Source organism: Micromonospora noduli, from assembly GCF_003264365.1.
In the GTDB taxonomy this organism is placed as follows: domain Bacteria; phylum Actinomycetota; class Actinomycetes; order Mycobacteriales; family Micromonosporaceae; genus Micromonospora; species Micromonospora noduli.
In genome coordinates this window covers 112,513-130,895 of the sequence record NZ_PYAK01000009.1, presented here as the reverse complement: position 1 = coordinate 130,895, position 18,383 = coordinate 112,513, and the positions used below count along the sequence as shown (strand labels likewise).

Here is an 18,383-nt window from a genome sequence, read left to right as displayed (position 1 = left end):
ACACGTCGTGGCTATCCTCTCCTCGCTCCGCCGCAGATCGGCGGCCATCAGCGTGGCGGCCGTCGCGGGCGCCACCGCCGTCGGCGTCTGCCTCGCCGTCAGCAGCGCCTCCGCCGGCACGCTGTCCGGGTCGCTCTACCGTGACCCGAGCTCGGCCGTCGTCCGCTGGGTGGCCGCCAACCCCGGCGACTCACGTACGGCCGTCATCCGCGACAAGATCGCGAGTCAGCCGCAGGCGCGCTGGTTCGCCAACTTCAACCCCTCGACCGTGCAGTCCGAGGTCTCCGGTTTCATCGGCGCCGCCAACGCGGCGCAGCAGATCCCGGTTCTGGCCGTCTACGAGATCACCAACCGGGACTGCGGCGGGGCCAGCGCCGGTGGGGCGCCGGACCTCAACCAGTACCAGACGTGGGTGTCCAACTTCGCCAGGGGACTGGGCAACCAGACCGTCATCATCATCCTGGAAACCGACTCGCTCGCTCTGCTGACGTGCCTGAGCGCCGCCGAGATCAACGCACGCAACCAGGCGATCTCGACGGCCACCCGGACCATCAAGTCGGGCAACCCCAACGCCAAGGTGTACCTCGACGGCGGCCACTCCACCTGGAACAGCGCGGGTGAGACGGCGAACCGGCTCCGCGCGGCCGGCGTGCAGTACGCCGACGGCTTCTTCACCAACGTGTCGAACTACAACTCCACCTCCAGCGAGGCGAACTTCGGCCGGGCGGTCATCTCCGCCCTCAACGGCATGGGGATCTCGGGCAAGCGCCAGGTCATCGACACCAGCCGTAACGGGGGCGCCAGCGGGGACTGGTGCGGCGACGACAACACCGACCGGCGCATCGGGCAGTACCCGACGACCAACACCGGCGATGGCAACATCGACGCGTACCTGTGGGTGAAGCCGCCGGGGGAGGCGGACGGCTGCCGCTTCACGGCCGGTTCGTTCCAGCCCGAGCTGGCCTTCAGCCTGGCCAACGGCGCGCCCAACCCGCCCACCACCACCCCGCCGACGACGCCGCCGCCGACGACCACGCCGCCGACCACCCCTCCGCCGACGACCACGCCGCCGACCACCCCTCCGCCGAACACCACTCCGCCGGCCGGTGACGGCTGCTACGCGTCGATCGCGGTCAACCAGTGGGCTGGCGGTTTCACCGCGAGCGTGACGGTCACCGCCGGCAAGTCGGACATCAACGGCTGGACCGTGACCGTCCCGCTGCCCGGCGGCGCGGTCACCAGCGCCTGGAACGCGCAGGTCAGCGGCACCAGCGGGACCGTAGGGTTCACCAACGTGAGCTACAACGGACGGGTCCTCGGCCGGCAGTCGACCACCTTCGGCTTCCAGGGCACCGGCACCGGCCCGGGCGTGTTGGCCGACTGCGTGACCAGCTGACCCCAGCCGATGCGACGGTCCGGCGCGGAGGACCACCCTCCGCGCCGGGCCGCTCTCTGCCACCCCGGCTGAACGCCCAGGTCGCGCTCGCGCCGCCCGTCTACGTCCGCACGCTGGTGGCCTGTGGCTTCTCGGCATTGCGGCTGCGGGTCGGCCGTACCGACCAACTGCTGTGGTCGGGCTTGTGGTTCCTCCCTCTCCCGCGGGACGTCTCGTGGCCGGCGAGCAACGCGATCGCCACGGCCGTCAGCAGGCCACCGAACAATGGAATGACGCGCACCCCGGCCGTCGCCAGCAGGCCCGCGCCGATCAACGAGCCAGCCGCGAGGCCGAAGTTGAAGGCGACGCTGAGGCTGGCCGACGCCATGTCTGTGGTCGACGGGGCCACCTGCATGACACGGTGCTGGATTCCCGCGATCAGCGAACTGAACGACATCCCCGCCACGGCTAGCAACGGGATCGTCAATACCTTGCTCGCGCCGACTCCGTAGAGGCCGAGCATCGCGGCGGTGAGGAGCCCGAGTAGAACCAGCACGACACCGAGCGGAAAGCGGTCCAGGACCCGGCCGACCGCCCAGGTGCCGGCGACACCGAACGAGCCCTGGACGAAGAGCAGCAGGCCGAGAGACGCTGCGGTGAACCCGCTGACGTCGAGGAGGAAGACGGTCATGTAGGTGAACGCGCCCATGGCGCCGGTGACCGCGAGAATGGTCGCGACGAGGAGCACGACGAAGCGGTGCCGATCCGGCATCGGCCCGATGTCTCCCGCACTCTGTTGCGGTGTGACGCTCGGTAGGAGCAGGGCGACCGCGACGCAGGCGACGAACCCGAAGACGGCCATCGCGACGAAGGCGGCCCGCCATCCGGCCTGCCCGCCCAACCAGGTGCTCAGCGGCACGCCGAGGACCGGGCCGAGGGCGTTACCGATCGACAGTCGAGCCACGATGCGGCCTCGGATGTTCGCGGGGAACATCGAGATCGCCACCGGGAACACCACCGCCCAGAAGACACCGTTGGTGGTGGCGGACACCAGCCGCGCGGCGAGCAACACCTCATAGGAGGTTGCGAAGGCCGACACCGCCGTCGCCGCGGCGAACACACCGAGGGCGCCGGCGAGCAGCGGGCGTCGGGGCACACGCCGAGTGACCCGGGTCAGGGGGAGTGCCACAACCATGACCACCACGGCGTACCCGGTCACCAGCAGGCCGGCCTCGGACCTGGAGCGTCCCAGGTCTGGCGCGATCAGCGTGAGCAACCCGATTGGAAGCACCTCGGTGGTGACGTAACAGAAGGTGGCGGCGGACAAAGCGGCGAGGGCATAGACCGCGCGTCGTTCATGCACCATTGGCTGCCTCCCAGATCCTGGACGTCCGTCAATGATTCCGGCTAACTGGGCTTTGACGGTAGCATAGGTGCTTAGGCATCTCTCGCTGCCGATCCCTATCCTTGCGCCGGTGTTTAGGCCAGGCGCGTCACGCCGACTCCCGGACTAGACGGGGAGTAACCGTCGTGGACGGTGTAGGTGGTAGCATCGTCGGTATGCCACTCGACGTGTGCCAGCTACCGTTGGTCGGCGGCCACCCGGCACTCGATCTGGCCAACACGCTGGAGCGAGGGGGCGAGCCGCCGCACGATTTCCTGACCGACAGTTCCGCCCTGCTGCGCTGGTCGGTCCGGGTGGGCGTGGTCAGTGACGCGGAGGCCGACCAGGTGGGGTGGGCGTGGCGCGAGGAGCCCGCGGCGGCGCACGCGGGACTGGCCGCCGTGCGGGACATCCGTGAGGGCCTCCATCTTGTGCTGCTTGCGACGATCACCGACACGGACGGTGGTACGGCGGGTGACCCCATCGCCGCCGGTGCCGCGCTGGTCGCTCTGCATCAGCGCTGGTCCGGCGCGGCCGCCCGAGCGAGATTCGTGCTCGACTCGTCCCGGGTGCGGCTGGCCTACGGCACGGTGCCGGCCATGCTGGTGCCGGACCGGATCGCCGAGGCCGCCCTCGACGTCATGCTGACGGCCGACCTGACCCGGGTGCGCCGCTGCCCGGTGCTCGAAGGGGGCTGTGGCTGGCTGTTCCTCGATCAGAGCCGCAACGGTTCCCGCCGCTGGTGCCGCATGGCGGACTGCGGCAACGCGGTGAAGGCGCGACGACTCACCGAGCGTCGCCGTGCCGCCCGGCCCGCCAGCTCGTAGCCGGTCGACGATGGTGATCGATGGTGTGCGTGGCGAGTTGCCGACGGCAGCGGACGGGTGCTGACCTCATGTCGGTTCCACTGGCGTCCCGTCGGGTTGTCGCCCTGTGCTGGGACAACAGGCGTCCGGGTGGCGGGGTGAACGCCTGCCGCTCCCTGCCACCCCAGCTGGACGCCCGGGTCGCTAGACTGGGCCCTCGCGCCCCCGTAGCTCAGGGGATAGAGCATCGGTTTCCTAAACCGGTGCTCTATTTTTGTGCGCAGGCTGACTGCCTGCGGTTTCTCTATTTCTGCCCCTTGCGTGCGGGTCGCAGCGGATGGGTGCTGTGCTCGCTTGCTGGAGATCAGTTTCCTTTATTCGGTAGTTGTTGTGGCGGTGGTGATGCCGGCGATGATGTGGGCCGGTAGGGCTGTCCGTGCGGTCTTGCTCTGTGGGGCCTCCAGATAGCTGAGCAGGCGTGATGCCGTCTCGGGTGGTCCGAGTGGGACTGGTTCGAGGCGTCGCCATCCACGGGCGGAGGAGGCCTTGATGGCTGTGAGGTAGGTGCTTTCGGTCATGCGGCCTAGGGTGCGGGCGCGCATGAGTAGGGCGGCTAGGGACACCTGCCAGTATCGCTTGAGTTCGAATAGCTTGGGCCAATCTACTGTGGTTGGTAGTTGGTTTCGGATCTCGTCCGCTGGCATGAGGAATGCCGCAGCGAATTGGTGCGCCTGTGTTTCGACCTCTTTTATCCCCCAGATTTGTTCACCGTGGAGGACAAGGTGGGCGAGTTCGTGGGCGGCGTCGAAGCGTGAGCGTGCCCGGTCATTCTTGTCCGTACCGAGCACGACGACTGGGTGGTCGGGGAAGGGCAGTGAGAAGGCGTCGACGTCTGCGGTTCCGAGCGGGAGTCGGATGACGGCGATGCCGTGCCCTTCGAGGAGCCGGACGACGTCAGTGACCGGGCCGGCGGGGAGGTTCCATGTCTTGCGGACCTGGTCGGCGATCCGCTCGATCTCGCTGCGGGGAGCGTCGAGTCCGCTGGAGGGGATGCGGGGGACGTCGCCGCCGGCGAAGTGCCCGGCCTGAGTCGCGTGGAGGGCTAGATCATGGGCGACGTGGGCGATCGCTCTTGCGCGACGGCGGTCTACCACTGCGGTCCGGCGCAGCGACCTGAAGAAACCTTCGTGTGTCTCGGTCAGCGGCTGGGCGAGGAACTCGGTGGGTACCTGCAGCGCGGCGCTGAGGGAGTGAACGCTCTCCGCGCTGGGACGTGCTGCGCCGCTCTCGAACTGGCTGATGGCCGCCGGTGTCAGGCCGACGGCGGCAGCGAGTTGAGCCTGGCTGAGCCCGACGAGTTCCCGGGCCACCCGCAGGCGTCCCCGTTCGAACGTCGACCTGCTCATCCCTCTCCCAACCCGATCTTGTACTCCCGCATTGTGGCTGATCCGGCGCGTCGTGCCCGGGTGGCGCGGCGAAACAGTTACCTTCCGAGTGTAGAAGCGCACGCGGAAGCAAGCGTCGTGATATTAAGTACAAGGTGTAAGTTGATGATCGTCGAGGAGGGCAGATCGCGGTGGTGACGGTGACGGTGACGAGGCCGGGTGGCGGCAGGTGACGACGCAGCGGTTCCAGATCCTGTCGCTGGACGGCGGGGCGTTGCGGGGGATGTTCTCCGCAGCTGTGCTGGCCCGGCTCGAGGAGGATCTCGACATCCGGGTCACGGATCACTTCGACCTGATTGCCGGCACGTCGACCGGTGGCATCATCGCGTTGGGCCTGGGGTTGGGCATGACACCTCGCGAGATCCTCGAGTTTTACACCGACCTCGGTCCGCGGGTCTTCCGTGACCGCAGCCGGTTGCGGGGGCTGCGGCACCTGGTGCGGGCCAAGTACGCCGCCGAGCCGCTGCGCGCCGCGCTGACCGAGGTTCTGGGCGAGCGGACCTTCGGCGAGAGCACCAAGCGGCTCGTCATCACCTCCTACAACGTGGGCGCCGACGACGTGTACCTGTTCCGCACCCCGCACCTGCCGCAGCTGACCCGGGACTGGCGCGAACGGGCCGTCGACGTCGCCATGGCCACCGCCGCCGCCCCGACCTATCTGCCCGGCATGCCGCTGGACGGTACCCGGCTGGTTGACGGCGGCGTCTGGGCGAACAACCCGGCGATGGTGGCACTGACCGAGGCCGTCGGGCCGCTCGGCCTGCCGCTGGACGCGATCCGGGTCTTCAGCCTGGGCACCACTACCGACATGCGCCACCGCAGCCGCCGCCTCGACGGAGGAGGACTCCTGCCGTGGGCTCGGGACGCGGTCGAGGTGCTGATGCGCGCGCAGAGCGAGAGCGCGATCAAGCAGGTCCGCCACTTCCTCAGCAACGACCGGGTACTCCGGCTCAACCCGACCGTGCCAACCGGGGTGCTCGCCCTAGACAAGGTTGACGCCGACGACCTCATCGGCCGGGCGGCCCACGAGAGCCGCACCGCCTCCCCGAGCTTCAACCGCTGCTTCGCCGACCACCGCGCGCCGGCGTACGTCCCGCACCACCCGGCCCAGAAGGACTGACGCGATGGACACCATCGAGCAGATGCTCTCCATGCTCCTCGACGGGGCGGTGGAGACCCTGGACATCTCCCCGCACCTGCAGCAGCTCGCCGTCGAACGCTACGAGGAGGTCGGCACCTGGCTGGCCGAACACGGTGAGCCGGACTGGCGCATCTACCCCCAAGGATCCTTCCGGCTGGGCACCGTGGTGCGTCCGAGCACCCGGACGGGGGAGTACGACATTGACCTGGTCTGCCGGGTGCCGCGGCGCAAGGGGAACATCACCCAGGCCCAGCTCAAGCAGTTGCTCGGCGACATGCTCCACGCCTACCTGCGGTGGAAGACCCGACAGGGCCACACCGACGGCCCCAAGTCCTGCGAGTCCCGCCGCCGCTGCTGGACCCTCGAGTACCCCGATCATGGCTTCCACCTCGACGTCCTGCCCACCATCCCGGACATCGAGCACCCGCCCACGGGCATCCTGCTCACCGACCAGAACCTGCGCGAGTGGCAGCACAGCAACCCGATCGGCTACGCCGACTGGTTCAAGCGGCGCTGCGAACAGGGCCGGAGCCTCGTCGAGGCCAAGCGCCACCACAACGTTGCCGACGTGCCCGACTGGACGGTCCGCAGCACCCTGCAGCGCATCGTCCAGGTTCTCAAGTGGCACTGCATGCTGCGGTTCGCGAACGACCCGGACAACCGGCCCCCGTCGATCCTGATCACTACCCTCGCCGCCCGCGCCTACCGCGGCGAGCAGAACCTGTTCACCGGCACTCGGGCCGCGCTCGACGGGATGACCTCCTTCATCGAGAACCGCCATGGCAAGTGGTGGGTGCCCAACCCGGCGCACGAGGAGGAAAATTTCACGGACAAGTGGAACGAGTACCCCGAGCGTCGCCTGGCCTTCATCGCCTGGCACCGGGGCATCGTCACTGTGCTCGACGACCTCGCCGGCCTGCAGGGCAAGGGCCTGCAGGTTATCGCCTCTCGCATGTCGGAGAGCTTCAGCGCTGGGCCGGTCTTCAACTCCGTAGAGAGCTACGGTGATCGCATGCGCCACAGCCGCGAGACCGGGGCCCTGCGCATGACCTCCACCGGCTTGCTCACCACCACCGCCACCACCGGCCCCCGGGTCCGCGATCACCACTTCTATGGCGAGCACCCCGACCCGCGCCGTTAACCTCCGCCGTCAGCTCACCGCGATCACCGCACTGCTCCCGGACGCCGTCGGTGCGGTCCACCGCGGTGAGCTGACGTGCGCCATCCGCCTGCAACCGTCCCCGGCCAGCCAGATCTACACCCTGCGGCTGACCCATCGGCACGGCCGACGCCCCGAGGTGATGGTCACCGACCCGCCGCTCGCCCGGCACCCAAGGGCTGCCGCACTGCCGCACGTCTACGCTGGCGACGAGCTCTGCCTGTACTACCCCGGCCAGTGGGAGCAGGACATGTTCCTCGCCGCCACGGTCGTACCGTGGGCTGCGGAGTGGCTCATGCACTATGAGATCTGGCTCGTCACTGGACGATGGACTGGAGGTGGCCACACCCATGCCGGCGCAGGCCAATAGCCAGCTAGGAGCTGCAGGGTCGTGGACCCCGGTTCCGCTCGATTCTCGGCTGTACCGCGGCCCTGCGGCCATTACCTCCGCTCCCGTGCTCAGGAAACTCGAGTCGCTGCCGTTGGACCAGCTCACCTGGGAGAACTTCGAACGGATCCAGTGGCGGGTCATGCGCGATGTCGAGGGTCTGCGTCACGCGCAGATCTACGGCGAGCGCGGCCAGAGTCAATACGGGCTGGATGTTGTCGCGCTCGCGCCGGACGGGGTAGGCGTCGCACTGCAGAGCAAGCGCTACAAGCGGTTTGGCCCTGCAGAGCTCGAAGCCGCTGTGACGAAGTTTCGGTCGACGAGCCGTCCGTTCCACGTGGGTCGGCTCATCATCGGCGTGAGTCGCGAGGTCACGTCGACCAGGGTCGTCGAGGATCTCGCTAAATTCCGGGCCGAGTTTCATCCGATCACATTGGATCTGTGGGACAGGCAGGAGCTGTCTCGGCTCCTTCGCGGCGCGCCGGAGATCGTCATCGAGTTCTTCGGCCTGCCGACAGCCGAGGCGTTCTGCCTGCCGTTCGAGCTGGAGCCCGTGCGTGTGCCGACTGCCGACGCGGTAGCCATCCGTGAGGCGCTGGCCCGGACGCCGGAGGAGACCACGGGTGCAGCCGCCCTGCTCCGGGAGGCGCGCGCCGCGTCGGAAGAGCCCGAGCGCGCCTTGGCTCTGATCGAGGAAGCTCAGGCAAAACTGCGCGCAGCGGGATTTGGCAGCTATGCCGAGCAGCACGAAACCGAGCGCAATCGTCTGCTGGCGGGTCTCGGTCGCGTGGGCGAGGCGGCTCGGCGGACCCTGGATGGCATCTGGACAGCTCTCGACCGAGGGCTGAGCACAACCGCGCAGATCGGCCAACGGCGACTGCGCGAACTCGCCCGCGACGGGGCAACGGAGGATCCAGCAGGGGCGTTGGTGAAGGTCGCCGACGCGGCGATGGAGTTGTATTTCGACCCGCTGGCGTCCTTGCCGGAAGCCAGTGTGCTGGTCGTAGGTGAGCACGCTGACCAGGTCCGACTCGCTGTCCTTGCCGGCGAGACGGCACTCGCGAATGACGACCATGCCTGGCTGACCCGCGAGCGGCAGAAGTTGGCCGCGCTGGCCGAGACGGAGACAGGTGACCGAGTGCTCCGGACGCGGCTGCGCCTGCTGGTCGCCGAGTCGAGCGGTGACTGGTCGAACCTTCTTGAGGACGCGCGGAAGCTGCGCCTCGGGCACGCCCTCGGTGGCCTGGTGACAGCGCGCTACGCGCGGCACTGTGCGCTGCATCAGAGATTCGAGGAGGCAGAAGCCCTCTGGGACGAGGCAGCCGGTGACGCGTGCCTCGCCCAACGCTGGACAGACGCGGCAACCTGGACATTCAGCCGTCGAGCCTTCCGCAGCCGCTGGAAGCCATTTACAAGCGACGAACTGCTGCCGCTGCAAACGGCGCTACGCGAGAGGGGGCCCACTCGCCCCGTCATCGCGACTGCGGAGGGCGCCTACGAGGAGGCTCTGGAAGGGCTACGCGTTCACAAGCTTCGCTCCGCAGCAATTTCCGCCCAACGAGCACTGCGAGACGCTGTGGCGATGAGCGACTGGGTGGCAGAAGGCAAGGCCAGGCAAGTCCTGGCCGCCGTGCTGGTCGAGGCGGACGAGCCGGTGGTCGCCGCGCGTCACCTCACTCGGGCGGGCGACGTCGAAGCCATCAAGAACCTAGGCAAGCAGTGCTCCAGCAGCTTCATCGACATCACCGCTGACCTGTCGGCCCCCAACTACTGGACCGTCGGTACCGCCTACCGGCTGATCGCGCAGCAGGCAGACCTGATTCCCGACGAAATAGTAAGCGTCATCGTGGGTCACATCGTCGCCGAGATCACAGGCGCTGAAGCACATGAGCTCGTCGACCTCAGATCCTTCGCGACCTCTCGTTATCGCGGAGCACTGGGCGCTCTCGCCGGCGTCTCCGACCGCCTCACGCCTGAAGATGCCGAGACGGTCCTGTCCCACTTCGAACGGCAGCCGAAGGTAGAAGTCAATCACTACCGCCTCCACGATGAGGACGAAGCCGCAGCGGTAGCGCGTATCGCAATCAACCAGCCAGCACTCAGCCAGCGAGCCATACCGCACTTGGCGGCGTTGTTGGCCCGGTCGCAGTCATCGCGCAACCAGGCCGCGCAGGAAGCCATCGACCATCACATCGAGATCGCGAAACCTCACCTCGCCGAGCTGGCCGTCGAAGATGACGGGTGGGCGCAGGAAACGCTCGCCTATCACGATCCCGAAGCCAACCCGCCAGAAGTTGTCGAGCAGGCGTTGACCCGCCTCACTAATCCACTCAGCCACCAGCCGGGCGTCTATAGCACGGGAACTACCGCCGTCGGCGACTCGCTGCTCGTTCGTGCGATGCCCCCCGCGCGCCTGGAGCCGGCCGTCGCGGAACTCCTCCGGCGAGCCGACGACCCGCACGTCGGCTCCAGTGACCGAGGGGAATACCTCATCGCCGCGTCCAATCTCGCTCACCATCTCGAGGGCGCCGACCGCGACAAGCACTTCGCGGTCGCCCTGCGATGTGCCTCCGCGCCCACATCGTCTGAGCATGACGAATTGGATCAGCGTTTCGGCCATCGGCTTGGATTCCTACGGATTATCAACCCCGACCACGACAGCCGTGACCGTGCGTTGTTCCTTGCAGCTTGTCTAGCGACCGACGATGCTCGACGTGCCGCAGTCAGAAGCCAGGCGTACGCGCTTCTCGGAGCCGGCGAAAACTCGGACTACTGGCCGACCCGAGCCCTGCAACAACTCGGTGACGCACTGAAGGACGACGTTGGATTCCTGGTCGCGCAGGGGTGGGCCCTCAGGTCGTTCGCGGCAATCCTCTGGGCGCGGCACGGCAGCCCGCCGCAAGCGGGGGCACGGCTCGCCGCCGACAATGACGTCCGGGTCCGACGAGCCTTTGCCAAGGCCCTCGCCAGCGTCGAAGTCGCGGGCTATCAGTCCTATGCGCGCGACCGGCTCGCCCAAGACCCCTGCCACAGCGTCCGCTCCGCCCTGGGCAGCCGGACAAGATAGTCCGAGTAGCGTGACCCCACGCAACGCTTGACTGCCGCTCTTCGGCCGGGATGCTCCGCCTTAACGGGATGTTCAACATCGCGCCAAGGCATCAGAATTGGCTGCGTGGCAGTTCCCCCCGGCACAGCAAGAGCGACCGACCCCAACGGAAAATCATCGGTGCCTGCGGTCCCGGGTAGGTCCGTCACGCCCGGTGGCCTCTCTGGCCCTGCCCACGTCAAATATTCCCGCGACACCCCGACCAAGGACGGCGGATCGGGCGGCCGGTGGATCGCCGCAGACGAGTCCGGCTGGGCTGGCGAGGCCCTCTTTGAGCCCACCGAGCCGTACATGACCATCGGGTCGGTCGCCATCGACGACGGCGACGCCGACACGGTGCTGGCCTCGCTGCGCCGCGACGCCGGGATCGAGCAGGCCGCTGAGCTCAAGTTCGGCCACTTCACCCGCGGCCGTAATCAGCGACGACTTGAGGTGCTCGCCGGAGCGCTGCGGCCCGGCGGCATGCTTGCCGGCAGGGCGAGCATCTTCATGATCGACAAGCGGTTCTTCGTCACAGCCAAGATCATTGACTTGCTGCTTGAAGAGTATGCGCACGAGAACGGGGTGGACCTGCACGCGGACGACCAGGCTCGGCGGTACGCACAAAAGCTGATCGAAGAGGGCCCGCGTGCTCTTGGGGCCCCTATGTTCCACGAAGTGATCAGAGTGTTCGTACGCTTCGCCGGCATCCGCAACCGAGGACAGGCGTTGGTCGAGGTAGCCGAGTTGTTCCAGGTACTCGATGCCGCCGAACGCCGATCGCATCGCCGAGCGATCACGGACATCCTGAGCATGCTGCTACGGTGCCGCGCGCAGGCTGATGAACTGCAGAAGACGATGCTTGAACCGGACTTCCTCCTGGCGATGGAACCGTTGATCCCGACGATGCCCGCCGTGCTCAACGAGTGGTCACGGCAAATCGGGCCGGCAAGCCTGCTCATGGACGCCCACAAGGTCATGACCGACGACCGCATCGACATCTTGTGGAAGGCCATGACGGCGGGTCACCCAGACTTCCGATACCTCTGGACTGGCGTCAGGCCGCGAGGGCTGGCACGGGGTGACTCATCGAATCATCCGTCGATCCAACTCGCCGACCTCGTAGCCGGGGCGGGACGCGCAGTGGCGCACTTTCACGAAGGCCTGACCACATCCACCGCAGAAGTCGGTGCCGCACTCGCAACCAGCGTCGCCCCGCTCATCACACCGCACAGCCTGATCGCGCACGACGAGCCCGCCCGCTTCTCCCGGCCAAAAGAGTCGAGGGGCCACCCGTCTACAGGCTCGTAGATCGCAGGCAGCCGGATCCTGTTCGGTGTCAACGCGGGTTTAACCTTGGCCCCTTCGTTCGGGGGGTTCCGAAACCATGGGTCAGTTTCAGGCTGAGCCGACAGTTCGATTCGTTCTTCGGACCGGGCTGCCTGATATGGCCGTGTCCAGCTCGATCGAGTACGCCTTGCCCCTTAGTGTCGGGTGGGTGCAGCGATGGGATTCGCTCAATGAGCGGCAGCTCGACCTGCTTCGCCGGATCCACGGCGGCGATGACCTCAGCGGCCCGGACGGCGTCGAGTACCGTCGGTCGGCGCGTGCGCTCCAGGACCGGAACCTGGTGACGGTGACACGCAAGGCCGGGGTGTGGAGGGCGTCCTCGACCGACGCCGGCCGCTTCTACCTTGAGCATGGTCACCATCCCGATCATCCCGACCACCGTGCTGCCCTCCCGCGGTCCGAGACGCCGGCACCCGGAGGCATCGCCGGCGGCGCTTCGGGGGCGGACCTGCTGCGATCGGCTCGCGAACTGCTCGACCGTCTACAGCGCGAGGACGGCATGGTCCGTATCGAGAGTCCCGACAGTGGAACGCGGGCCCGGTACCGCCGGATCATTCACGTGTTCAAGCAGCAGGGACTTGTGCCATCGGGTCACCATCTGCGCCACACTGGCCGCGACGCTGGCGACATCGTCATCCGCCTGTACACCGATGCCGGTCCGGACGAGACCGACTGGAACCGGATCCGGCTCAACACCCGACGTGTCACCACCGACCCGCATCTGGCGTTCAGCGCTCTCGAAACCGATTCGACCAACCTCGCCGTCAGCTCGGACCTACTGCCCCGGGCGTTGCTGCTGATCCGGCAGCTCGCCGGCGAGGCGGCCCGGCGTGGGCACCGGCTCGGGGTCAACACCAAGGCGAAACACCCGCGGGTGTTCCTCCAGGCCGGGCAGGTCCGACGCACGGTCACCCTGACCGAGGAACGCGACCAGGTCCCGCACGGACCCACCGCCGAGGAGCTGAAGGTGCTGCGCCTGCGGCCGTGGATGAAACCCGCGGAGTTCGACGTCGTCGACTCCGGCAGGCTCCGCTTGGAGATCGCCCGGGCCGGACACGACAACCGGGACACCTGGACCGACACCCCACGCGGACGTCTGGAACAGCGCGTCGCGCAGATCATCCAAGGGTTCGAGGCTGGCGTCACCGCCGACGAACAGCAACGGCGGGCAGCCGAAGTCGCGCGGGAGAAGGCTGCGGCCGAGCACCGGCGGCGGCAGGAGGAGGCCGCGGCCGAGCGCAGACGGCAGGAGGAGGCCACCCTCGCGCAATGGCACGCCGCGATGGCCGACGCCCGCGTCCGGGCCGCCGAAAAGATCCGCGCGGAAACCTTCCGCAACGCCTACCAGGCGTGGACCACCGCAGCTGACATCCGCGCGTTCTGCACCGCCCTTGAACAAGCGGCCGAGGGGCGGACCGGCGCCGGCGGGTACCTCGCCAGCTGGGTCGCGTGGGGCAGGGCCGCCGCCGACCGGATCGACCCCATCCGCAGTCCCCGTGTGCTGGCTGACATCGATTACAACCCCGAACCCGGACCCGACGACCTGCGCCCGTTCCTCGGTGACTGGAGCCCTCACGGGCCACGCAAGGAGCACCGCCCTGATCACGACCGGCAGGCCCACGCCGGCATCCGCCGACAGGCCGAATCGTGGCACCACGGGCTGCTCGACCGCGGTGCCTGAAGTGCGTCCACCTCAACCGTCACCACACTCCGGCCGGATGCGCACGAGCCTGCGCCGGGACCTGCCGCCATCGCGGCGCGAACCGTCAGCACGACCCGGTGCCACGCAACAAGCGACGCTTACCCGAAGGACGGCTGGATGAGAATCGACCCCTCCCGCTTCGCCGTCGGCGACGAATGGGCGTACCGGCAGTCGGACCACGGATCCTCCGAACGCGTCCGCATCCTGGCCGTCGAGCCGAAGAAGAACAGCGCCCGCCTTGAGATCAGATTCCTCGACGACCCCGACGAACGGGTGGAGAAGGTCCCCGGGTCGCGGCTGCGGGTGCCGTGGAGCGAGGTCGGGACCTTCGACGCGCTGATGGCCAATTGGCAACGCATCGACGATCTGAGCCTCGACCGTGCAGAGGAAGCCTGCGTCGAGGAGATCTTCGGCCTCTTGATCAGCGATGACGTAGCCGAACTGCTCTGGTCCCCGGTGTCATGCGCCACCGACATCCACGACAGGACCCGGCTATGCGAGATCATCGGCGGCCCGATCGACGACATCCTCGCCTCGGCTGAATGGTTCGACCACGACGGCCGGACCATCCTGTCACCGGCCGGCACCCTCCAACTGGTCGAGGCCGCGTGCTGTGCCCATCCGACCCAGGTCCTCGACCTCGTCATCGAGCAGGAAGCCCAGTCCCGCCACAAATGCAAGTTCGGCGATGACTACCGCGTCGGCCGCGACAGCCGATCGACGACACCGGAATGGGAGTACGACTGGTACCGCCGCCACGACCGACCCCGCCACGAACTACTACGCCAGTGGTGCGGCCACCGGGCAGTCACCCACCACGAACGGTTCCTCGCCGCCGAAGCCGAAACTCACCGCCTCGACATCCTGGTAACCGACCTCCTCAAGGCCCTGGACAACCTCGGCGAACACGAACAGGCCGCCCGGTTCGCCGAGGAACACGAACGCGACCGCATCACACCCCACACGATCCGCCCCGTCGTCGAACGCTCCCTACACCCCTCCGAGATACCCGTACGCGAGATCAACATCAGGCGCCGCTGGTGGTGAACACCCGCCGTACCACGCTATCCTCGCTGCAACGCCGCCATAACCGGCCGTCGCGTGTCATCGACTGCGGATCCGGCTGCGGACATAGTCGTCGACGGCGGTCAGCGCGGCTACGACCGGCGTGAGCGCGGCGACCCGTCTCCTGCGGCGACGGCTGCTGCGGCACGGCGCTGAGCGACCGCGACGCTGCACCAAAGGACCCCATTAGCTGCTGTCAGCCCGGGAGCGAGCTTGCCCAAGCAGTTCTCGTGTGCGAGCCAACCCCACGGTGACGCCAGCGAAGCCGGGGGCCACCGCCCGGGCTGTGATCTGCTCGATTGCATGGTCGACAGCCGCGGCCTCCTGCTGCGCCGGGTCCACACCCGCCGCCATCGCCTGCAAGTCGGCACCAATGCTGTCGATCAGCGACATCGCACCACCCTCTCGCGAGTCCATGCAGAACTGTGGCATCGTAGAGACGAGTGCCGCTGGAACACGACAAATGTGCAGAACGACTTCCGTTGAGAGATCCGTTTTCTTTTAATCCAGAGCAATGTCCGCCAGCACTGAGACGATCATGCAACGACCTGCGCGAATGCCGCGCTCTTAATCCACTATGGATCCGTGATGCTCGCGGGTTGCTCGCTTGCCATACGGAACGTGCCCGCCACCTGTGACAGGCACACGGCGCGGGTTGAGCTCAGGAAATGGGGTACCGGTTTTCCCTAAGGTGGTGCTCTATCTGTGCACGCAGGCAATGACCTACGGCTTCCTATTCTATTCTTCATGTGAGGGGCCCGCACGGGATGACGCGGAACTGGTCGTACTCCTCACGTGGTGTGGCGGGGTGGGTTGACGACGGAGTCCGGCGACGAGTTGCCCCTCGGCGCGTCCGAGGAACGCGGCTCTTACCTGGAGAAGTGGACCTGGAGGACGAAACACCTGCACCGCCCGGATGCAACAGCAGCACTCGGGCGTCGTTGGGCGTCCTCCAGCGACCGCGAGTTGGGGGCACCGCTCAAATCGGCTGCCGACGCATCAGCGCTGCTGTCGCGGCGCGCAGGAGGGAGGCCGAGCCACTTCCATCAGCTTCACGGACAGGTGTTCCCGGCCGGCAGTTCGCACGGATGAAGCCAGTCGCGGCGTGAGTCGCGCAGCGTGTGGCCATGACCACGACGTCGGCACGCCGAGCCCACTGTCTTAGTTGCGTGCTGCCGACGTAATCATGGCTTGTGATGACGTTGACCTGGGGTGCGACGGCATTGAAGGTCGCGGCTACCCGGCCGAGGACCTTTTCGTCCAGTGAGTACAGGAGCAGATCCTGAGCCATCACTAACGACCATGCCTCTGCTGATGATTTCGATTCGGGCTCAGGCCACGGGAGTTCAACGGCGATTTCGGCACTCAGTTGAGCGGCAAAAGTAGCCTGATCGGGGTCGAGGCGGGTGCTGTGATCGCTCAGCGGTCGAAGTAGGCGGTAACCCAGTCGAAGCCGGGCGTCGGAGTCTGGACACGCCGACCGTGCGACGAGGTCGACGAGGTCGAGGACGACTGGGGCACGATCGGGGCCGGCCCATCGCGGTGCTTCAGCCGTCAGGTCGTCCAGGAGGTGTGCGTATGCGGGGGCGTCCGGTGCGGACCGAAGGACGATTTCTGTGAGAGCGACGACGCCGGCCAGGTCACCAGGGCTGAAACGGTCATGGGTGAGCGCGTTAACGAGGAACTCACGTGCTGATTTCGCCGCTGGGGTCAGGTAGCGGTCCGAATCGACGAATGGGCCAACAAGAGACCAAATTCGGTCCGCCGCTGCATCGTCGAGTTGACCGAGGACGGCAGCGATCTGGTCGTCGTGCTCGGCTGCTTGTGACCATTGGCGCCACTGCTCGCCGGCAAGGACCTCAGTGACGGGTGACCGGACTGCGACGGCTTGTACCAACTGAAGCCATGACGCTGGCGCTGCTGCCGGCGGGCTGGATCTGCGTTCGGTCGGTTCTGGGACATTGCCTCCCCCATGCGGTTCGGGGCGGGTGTTGCGGTATTTCGCGGCCAGTTCAGGTGCCAACCGTTCGACCGCTTCGAGGACATCGGGTTGGTCGCGTAGGAGGTCTAAGATGGGTGTGCTGTTTACGACGATTGCAGCTAGCGCGAGGACAGTGAGCGCTTCAGGGCTCAGTTCGGAAAGTTCGCCGTTCATAAGGGCGGGGACCAGAGTTCCGGCCTCGATGAGGCGGGTCCGCGCAAGGTCGAGGTCGCCGTTTGCTAGGGGTTCCGCCAGTGCGGTGGCAAAGATCGCTGCGAGGATGGCGTCGCGCACAGGGATGGGTGGGTGCGTGATGGCGACATCGGGCAGTTCTGCGAGCCGGAGCAGTTCGCTGTTCCGGCCGAGACGGGATAGGCGCTTGATGCGCAGGTGAGCGACGTTTGTGGCGCTGAGCCCGCCGGTGGCCGAGAGTTGATCGAGGATCGATGCTGAGGCGGAGTTGTCGCCTGCGGCCATGGCAACGTCAAACTGGCTGAGCAGCCGGCCGACGGGAGTCGGCGTATGCCAGGACCGTCGTGGGCGTGCTCGTATGGCTTGCTGGAGTAGCCGTACGGCGTCCCACATGTCTTTCTCTTTCGAGCGTGGGCTCGCGATGACGAAGATTGAACTGTGGCCGGCGAACTCAAGGACAGCCCGATCTATCGGATCATTCGGGTTGAGGCGTGCGGGCAGGCCGTGAAATCTGGCGAAGCTGGTGCCGATGAACGCCTGGAGCAGTTCACCAACCGTCGCCGCATGTCGTTCATCGTGGGGGATGACGTATGCCACCCATTGCCGGGTCTCGGGGTCCTGGCGCGGCAGGATGATGGGGACGTCAGATGCCTCATGAAGGACTTGGAGGTAAGGAACGAGGCGGCGTCCGACAGGCGAGCCCGGATCGCGGTCCGGCCACACAGGATTTGCTGGACCGAAGAACGCTTCGATGAGCCGGTCCGCCCGAATGGCGTAGCTGCTCTCGGTGCGGCGCCCGGTCATTCGAGTCCTCCAAAACGGTGCCGGAAGTCGAGGCGGGCGGTAGCGGCAGTTTCACTGCTCACCTTGTACGTGACGGCTTCGTCGTTGATCTGCATGCCGCGAAGGGTGAGGTTCATGGACCCCGTGAGGAGCCAATCGTCTCCGCAGAAAGTCTTCTCATGTACGTCTTCGTGTTGCTTGATCTGCAGGTTCTCGCCGTCGGCGCTGCGGCGAAGGCGGTCCAAGAACGTCGAGTTGTGCCGGTCGGGACGGGAGACGACTGTCACCCGGGCCTGGTTGTAGGTAAGTAGGGATAGGACTTCGGAGAGGGTGTACATCCGGTTCGAGGGGTCGACGAACACGCTGTCGAAGCTGCCGCTGGTGTTGTCGATGGCCGGTACGTCGCTGATCCAGGGAGACACGAGCCAGAGTTGGCTGCTCGGCGCCACCAGTTCAGCGGTGAGCACGGTTGCCAGCACTGTGTCGATGCGAAGGCCGGTCGCCCGGCCGGTCCGGACCACTCGTTC

Annotated in this window: 14 protein-coding genes; 9 read left to right on the top strand and 5 right to left on the bottom strand. The window is 67.0% G+C overall.

The window, feature by feature from the left end; translation table 11 throughout:
* The first annotated feature begins 7 nt into the window (after window positions 1-7).
* Entirely contained in the window at window positions 8-1,396 is a 1,389-nt protein-coding gene (locus GUI43_RS10075; protein WP_112698673.1) for a glycoside hydrolase family 6 protein, read from the top strand.
* A gap of 100 nt (window positions 1,397-1,496) precedes the next feature.
* Here the strand turns inward: GUI43_RS10075 and GUI43_RS10070 are convergent, their stop codons facing one another.
* Entirely contained in the window at window positions 1,497-2,741 is a 1,245-nt protein-coding gene (locus tag GUI43_RS10070) for an MFS transporter (protein WP_112698621.1), read from the bottom strand.
* 194 nt (window positions 2,742-2,935) lie between these two features.
* Between GUI43_RS10070 and GUI43_RS10065 the strand changes: the two genes are divergently transcribed.
* Complete coding sequence (locus GUI43_RS10065) at window positions 2,936-3,586, top strand: CGNR zinc finger domain-containing protein (protein WP_112698620.1); 651 nt, start codon at window positions 2,936-2,938, stop codon at window positions 3,584-3,586.
* A gap of 353 nt (window positions 3,587-3,939) precedes the next feature.
* Here GUI43_RS10065 and GUI43_RS10060 read toward each other — a convergent pair whose 3' ends face one another.
* On the bottom strand, window positions 3,940-4,971 hold the full coding sequence (locus GUI43_RS10060; RefSeq protein WP_112698619.1) for an XRE family transcriptional regulator: 1,032 nt from the start codon (window positions 4,969-4,971) through the stop codon (window positions 3,940-3,942).
* Window positions 4,972-5,179: 208 nt separating this feature from the next.
* On the opposite strand from GUI43_RS10060, the gene GUI43_RS10055 reads away from it, so the two are divergent.
* From GUI43_RS10055 to GUI43_RS10025, 7 genes are all read left to right on the top strand, one after another.
* Window positions 5,180-6,130, top strand: a complete 951-nt coding sequence (locus GUI43_RS10055) for a CBASS cGAMP-activated phospholipase (RefSeq protein ID WP_112698618.1) — start codon at window positions 5,180-5,182, stop codon at window positions 6,128-6,130.
* A 4-nt stretch (window positions 6,131-6,134) separates the two neighbouring features.
* Window positions 6,135-7,292, top strand: a complete 1,158-nt coding sequence (locus GUI43_RS10050) for a nucleotidyltransferase domain-containing protein (RefSeq protein ID WP_211326670.1) — start codon at window positions 6,135-6,137, stop codon at window positions 7,290-7,292.
* On the top strand, window positions 7,264-7,680 hold the full coding sequence (locus GUI43_RS10045) for a type II CBASS E2 protein (protein ID WP_112698617.1): 417 nt from the start codon (window positions 7,264-7,266) through the stop codon (window positions 7,678-7,680). Before GUI43_RS10050 ends, GUI43_RS10045 begins: the two co-directional genes overlap by 29 nt.
* 85 nt (window positions 7,681-7,765) lie before the next feature.
* The gene (locus GUI43_RS10040) at window positions 7,766-10,765 is read left to right on the top strand and encodes a hypothetical protein (protein WP_112698616.1); all 3,000 of its coding nucleotides are present in this window, start codon (window positions 7,766-7,768) and stop codon (window positions 10,763-10,765) included.
* Window positions 10,766-10,870: 105 nt separating this feature from the next.
* Window positions 10,871-12,094, top strand: a complete 1,224-nt coding sequence (locus GUI43_RS10035) for a hypothetical protein (protein WP_146765881.1) — start codon at window positions 10,871-10,873, stop codon at window positions 12,092-12,094.
* Between the two features lie 187 nt (window positions 12,095-12,281).
* Window positions 12,282-13,814, top strand: coding sequence for a hypothetical protein (locus GUI43_RS10030; protein WP_146765880.1), 1,533 nt, complete (start codon window positions 12,282-12,284; stop codon window positions 13,812-13,814).
* 138 nt (window positions 13,815-13,952) lie between these two features.
* Window positions 13,953-14,882 carry a hypothetical protein gene (locus GUI43_RS10025; protein WP_112698613.1) on the top strand — a complete coding sequence of 310 codons (930 nt, stop codon included), beginning with the start codon at window positions 13,953-13,955 and terminating at the stop codon, window positions 14,880-14,882.
* A gap of 204 nt (window positions 14,883-15,086) precedes the next feature.
* Here the strand turns inward: GUI43_RS10025 and GUI43_RS10020 are convergent, their stop codons facing one another.
* The 3 genes from GUI43_RS10020 to dpdK all read right to left on the bottom strand — a co-directional run bounded on the left by GUI43_RS10020 (window position 15,087) and on the right by dpdK (window position 18,377).
* Window positions 15,087-15,293, bottom strand: coding sequence for a hypothetical protein (locus GUI43_RS10020; protein ID WP_146765879.1), 207 nt, complete (start codon window positions 15,291-15,293; stop codon window positions 15,087-15,089).
* Window positions 15,294-15,879: 586 nt separating this feature from the next.
* Window positions 15,880-17,877 carry a hypothetical protein gene (locus GUI43_RS33460; RefSeq protein WP_146765878.1) on the bottom strand — a complete coding sequence of 666 codons (1,998 nt, stop codon included), beginning with the start codon at window positions 17,875-17,877 and terminating at the stop codon, window positions 15,880-15,882.
* The gene (dpdK, locus tag GUI43_RS34230; protein WP_283016228.1) at window positions 17,874-18,377 is read right to left on the bottom strand and encodes a phospholipase D-like domain-containing protein DpdK; all 504 of its coding nucleotides are present in this window, start codon (window positions 18,375-18,377) and stop codon (window positions 17,874-17,876) included. The genes GUI43_RS33460 and dpdK overlap by 4 nt, the downstream gene beginning before the upstream one ends.
* Window positions 18,378-18,383 lie beyond the last annotated feature (6 nt).

Bases quoted from the DNA above. Each gene is read 5' to 3' on its own strand.
- GUI43_RS10070 (WP_112698621.1), bottom strand. From the start codon at position 2,741: ATGGTGCATGAACGACGCGCGGTCTATGCCCTCGCCGCTTTGTCCGCC.
- GUI43_RS10065 (WP_112698620.1), top strand. From the start codon at position 2,936: ATGCCACTCGACGTGTGCCAGCTACCGTTGGTCGGCGGCCACCCGGCA.
- GUI43_RS10060 (WP_112698619.1), bottom strand. From the start codon at position 4,971: ATGAGCAGGTCGACGTTCGAACGGGGACGCCTGCGGGTGGCCCGGGAA.
- GUI43_RS10050 (WP_211326670.1), top strand. From the start codon at position 6,135: ATGGACACCATCGAGCAGATGCTCTCCATGCTCCTCGACGGGGCGGTG.
- GUI43_RS10045 (WP_112698617.1), top strand. From the start codon at position 7,264: ATGGCGAGCACCCCGACCCGCGCCGTTAACCTCCGCCGTCAGCTCACC.
- GUI43_RS10025 (WP_112698613.1), top strand. From the start codon at position 13,953: ATGAGAATCGACCCCTCCCGCTTCGCCGTCGGCGACGAATGGGCGTAC.
- GUI43_RS10020 (WP_146765879.1), bottom strand. From the start codon at position 15,293: ATGTCGCTGATCGACAGCATTGGTGCCGACTTGCAGGCGATGGCGGCG.
- GUI43_RS33460 (WP_146765878.1), bottom strand. From the start codon at position 17,877: ATGACCGGGCGCCGCACCGAGAGCAGCTACGCCATTCGGGCGGACCGG.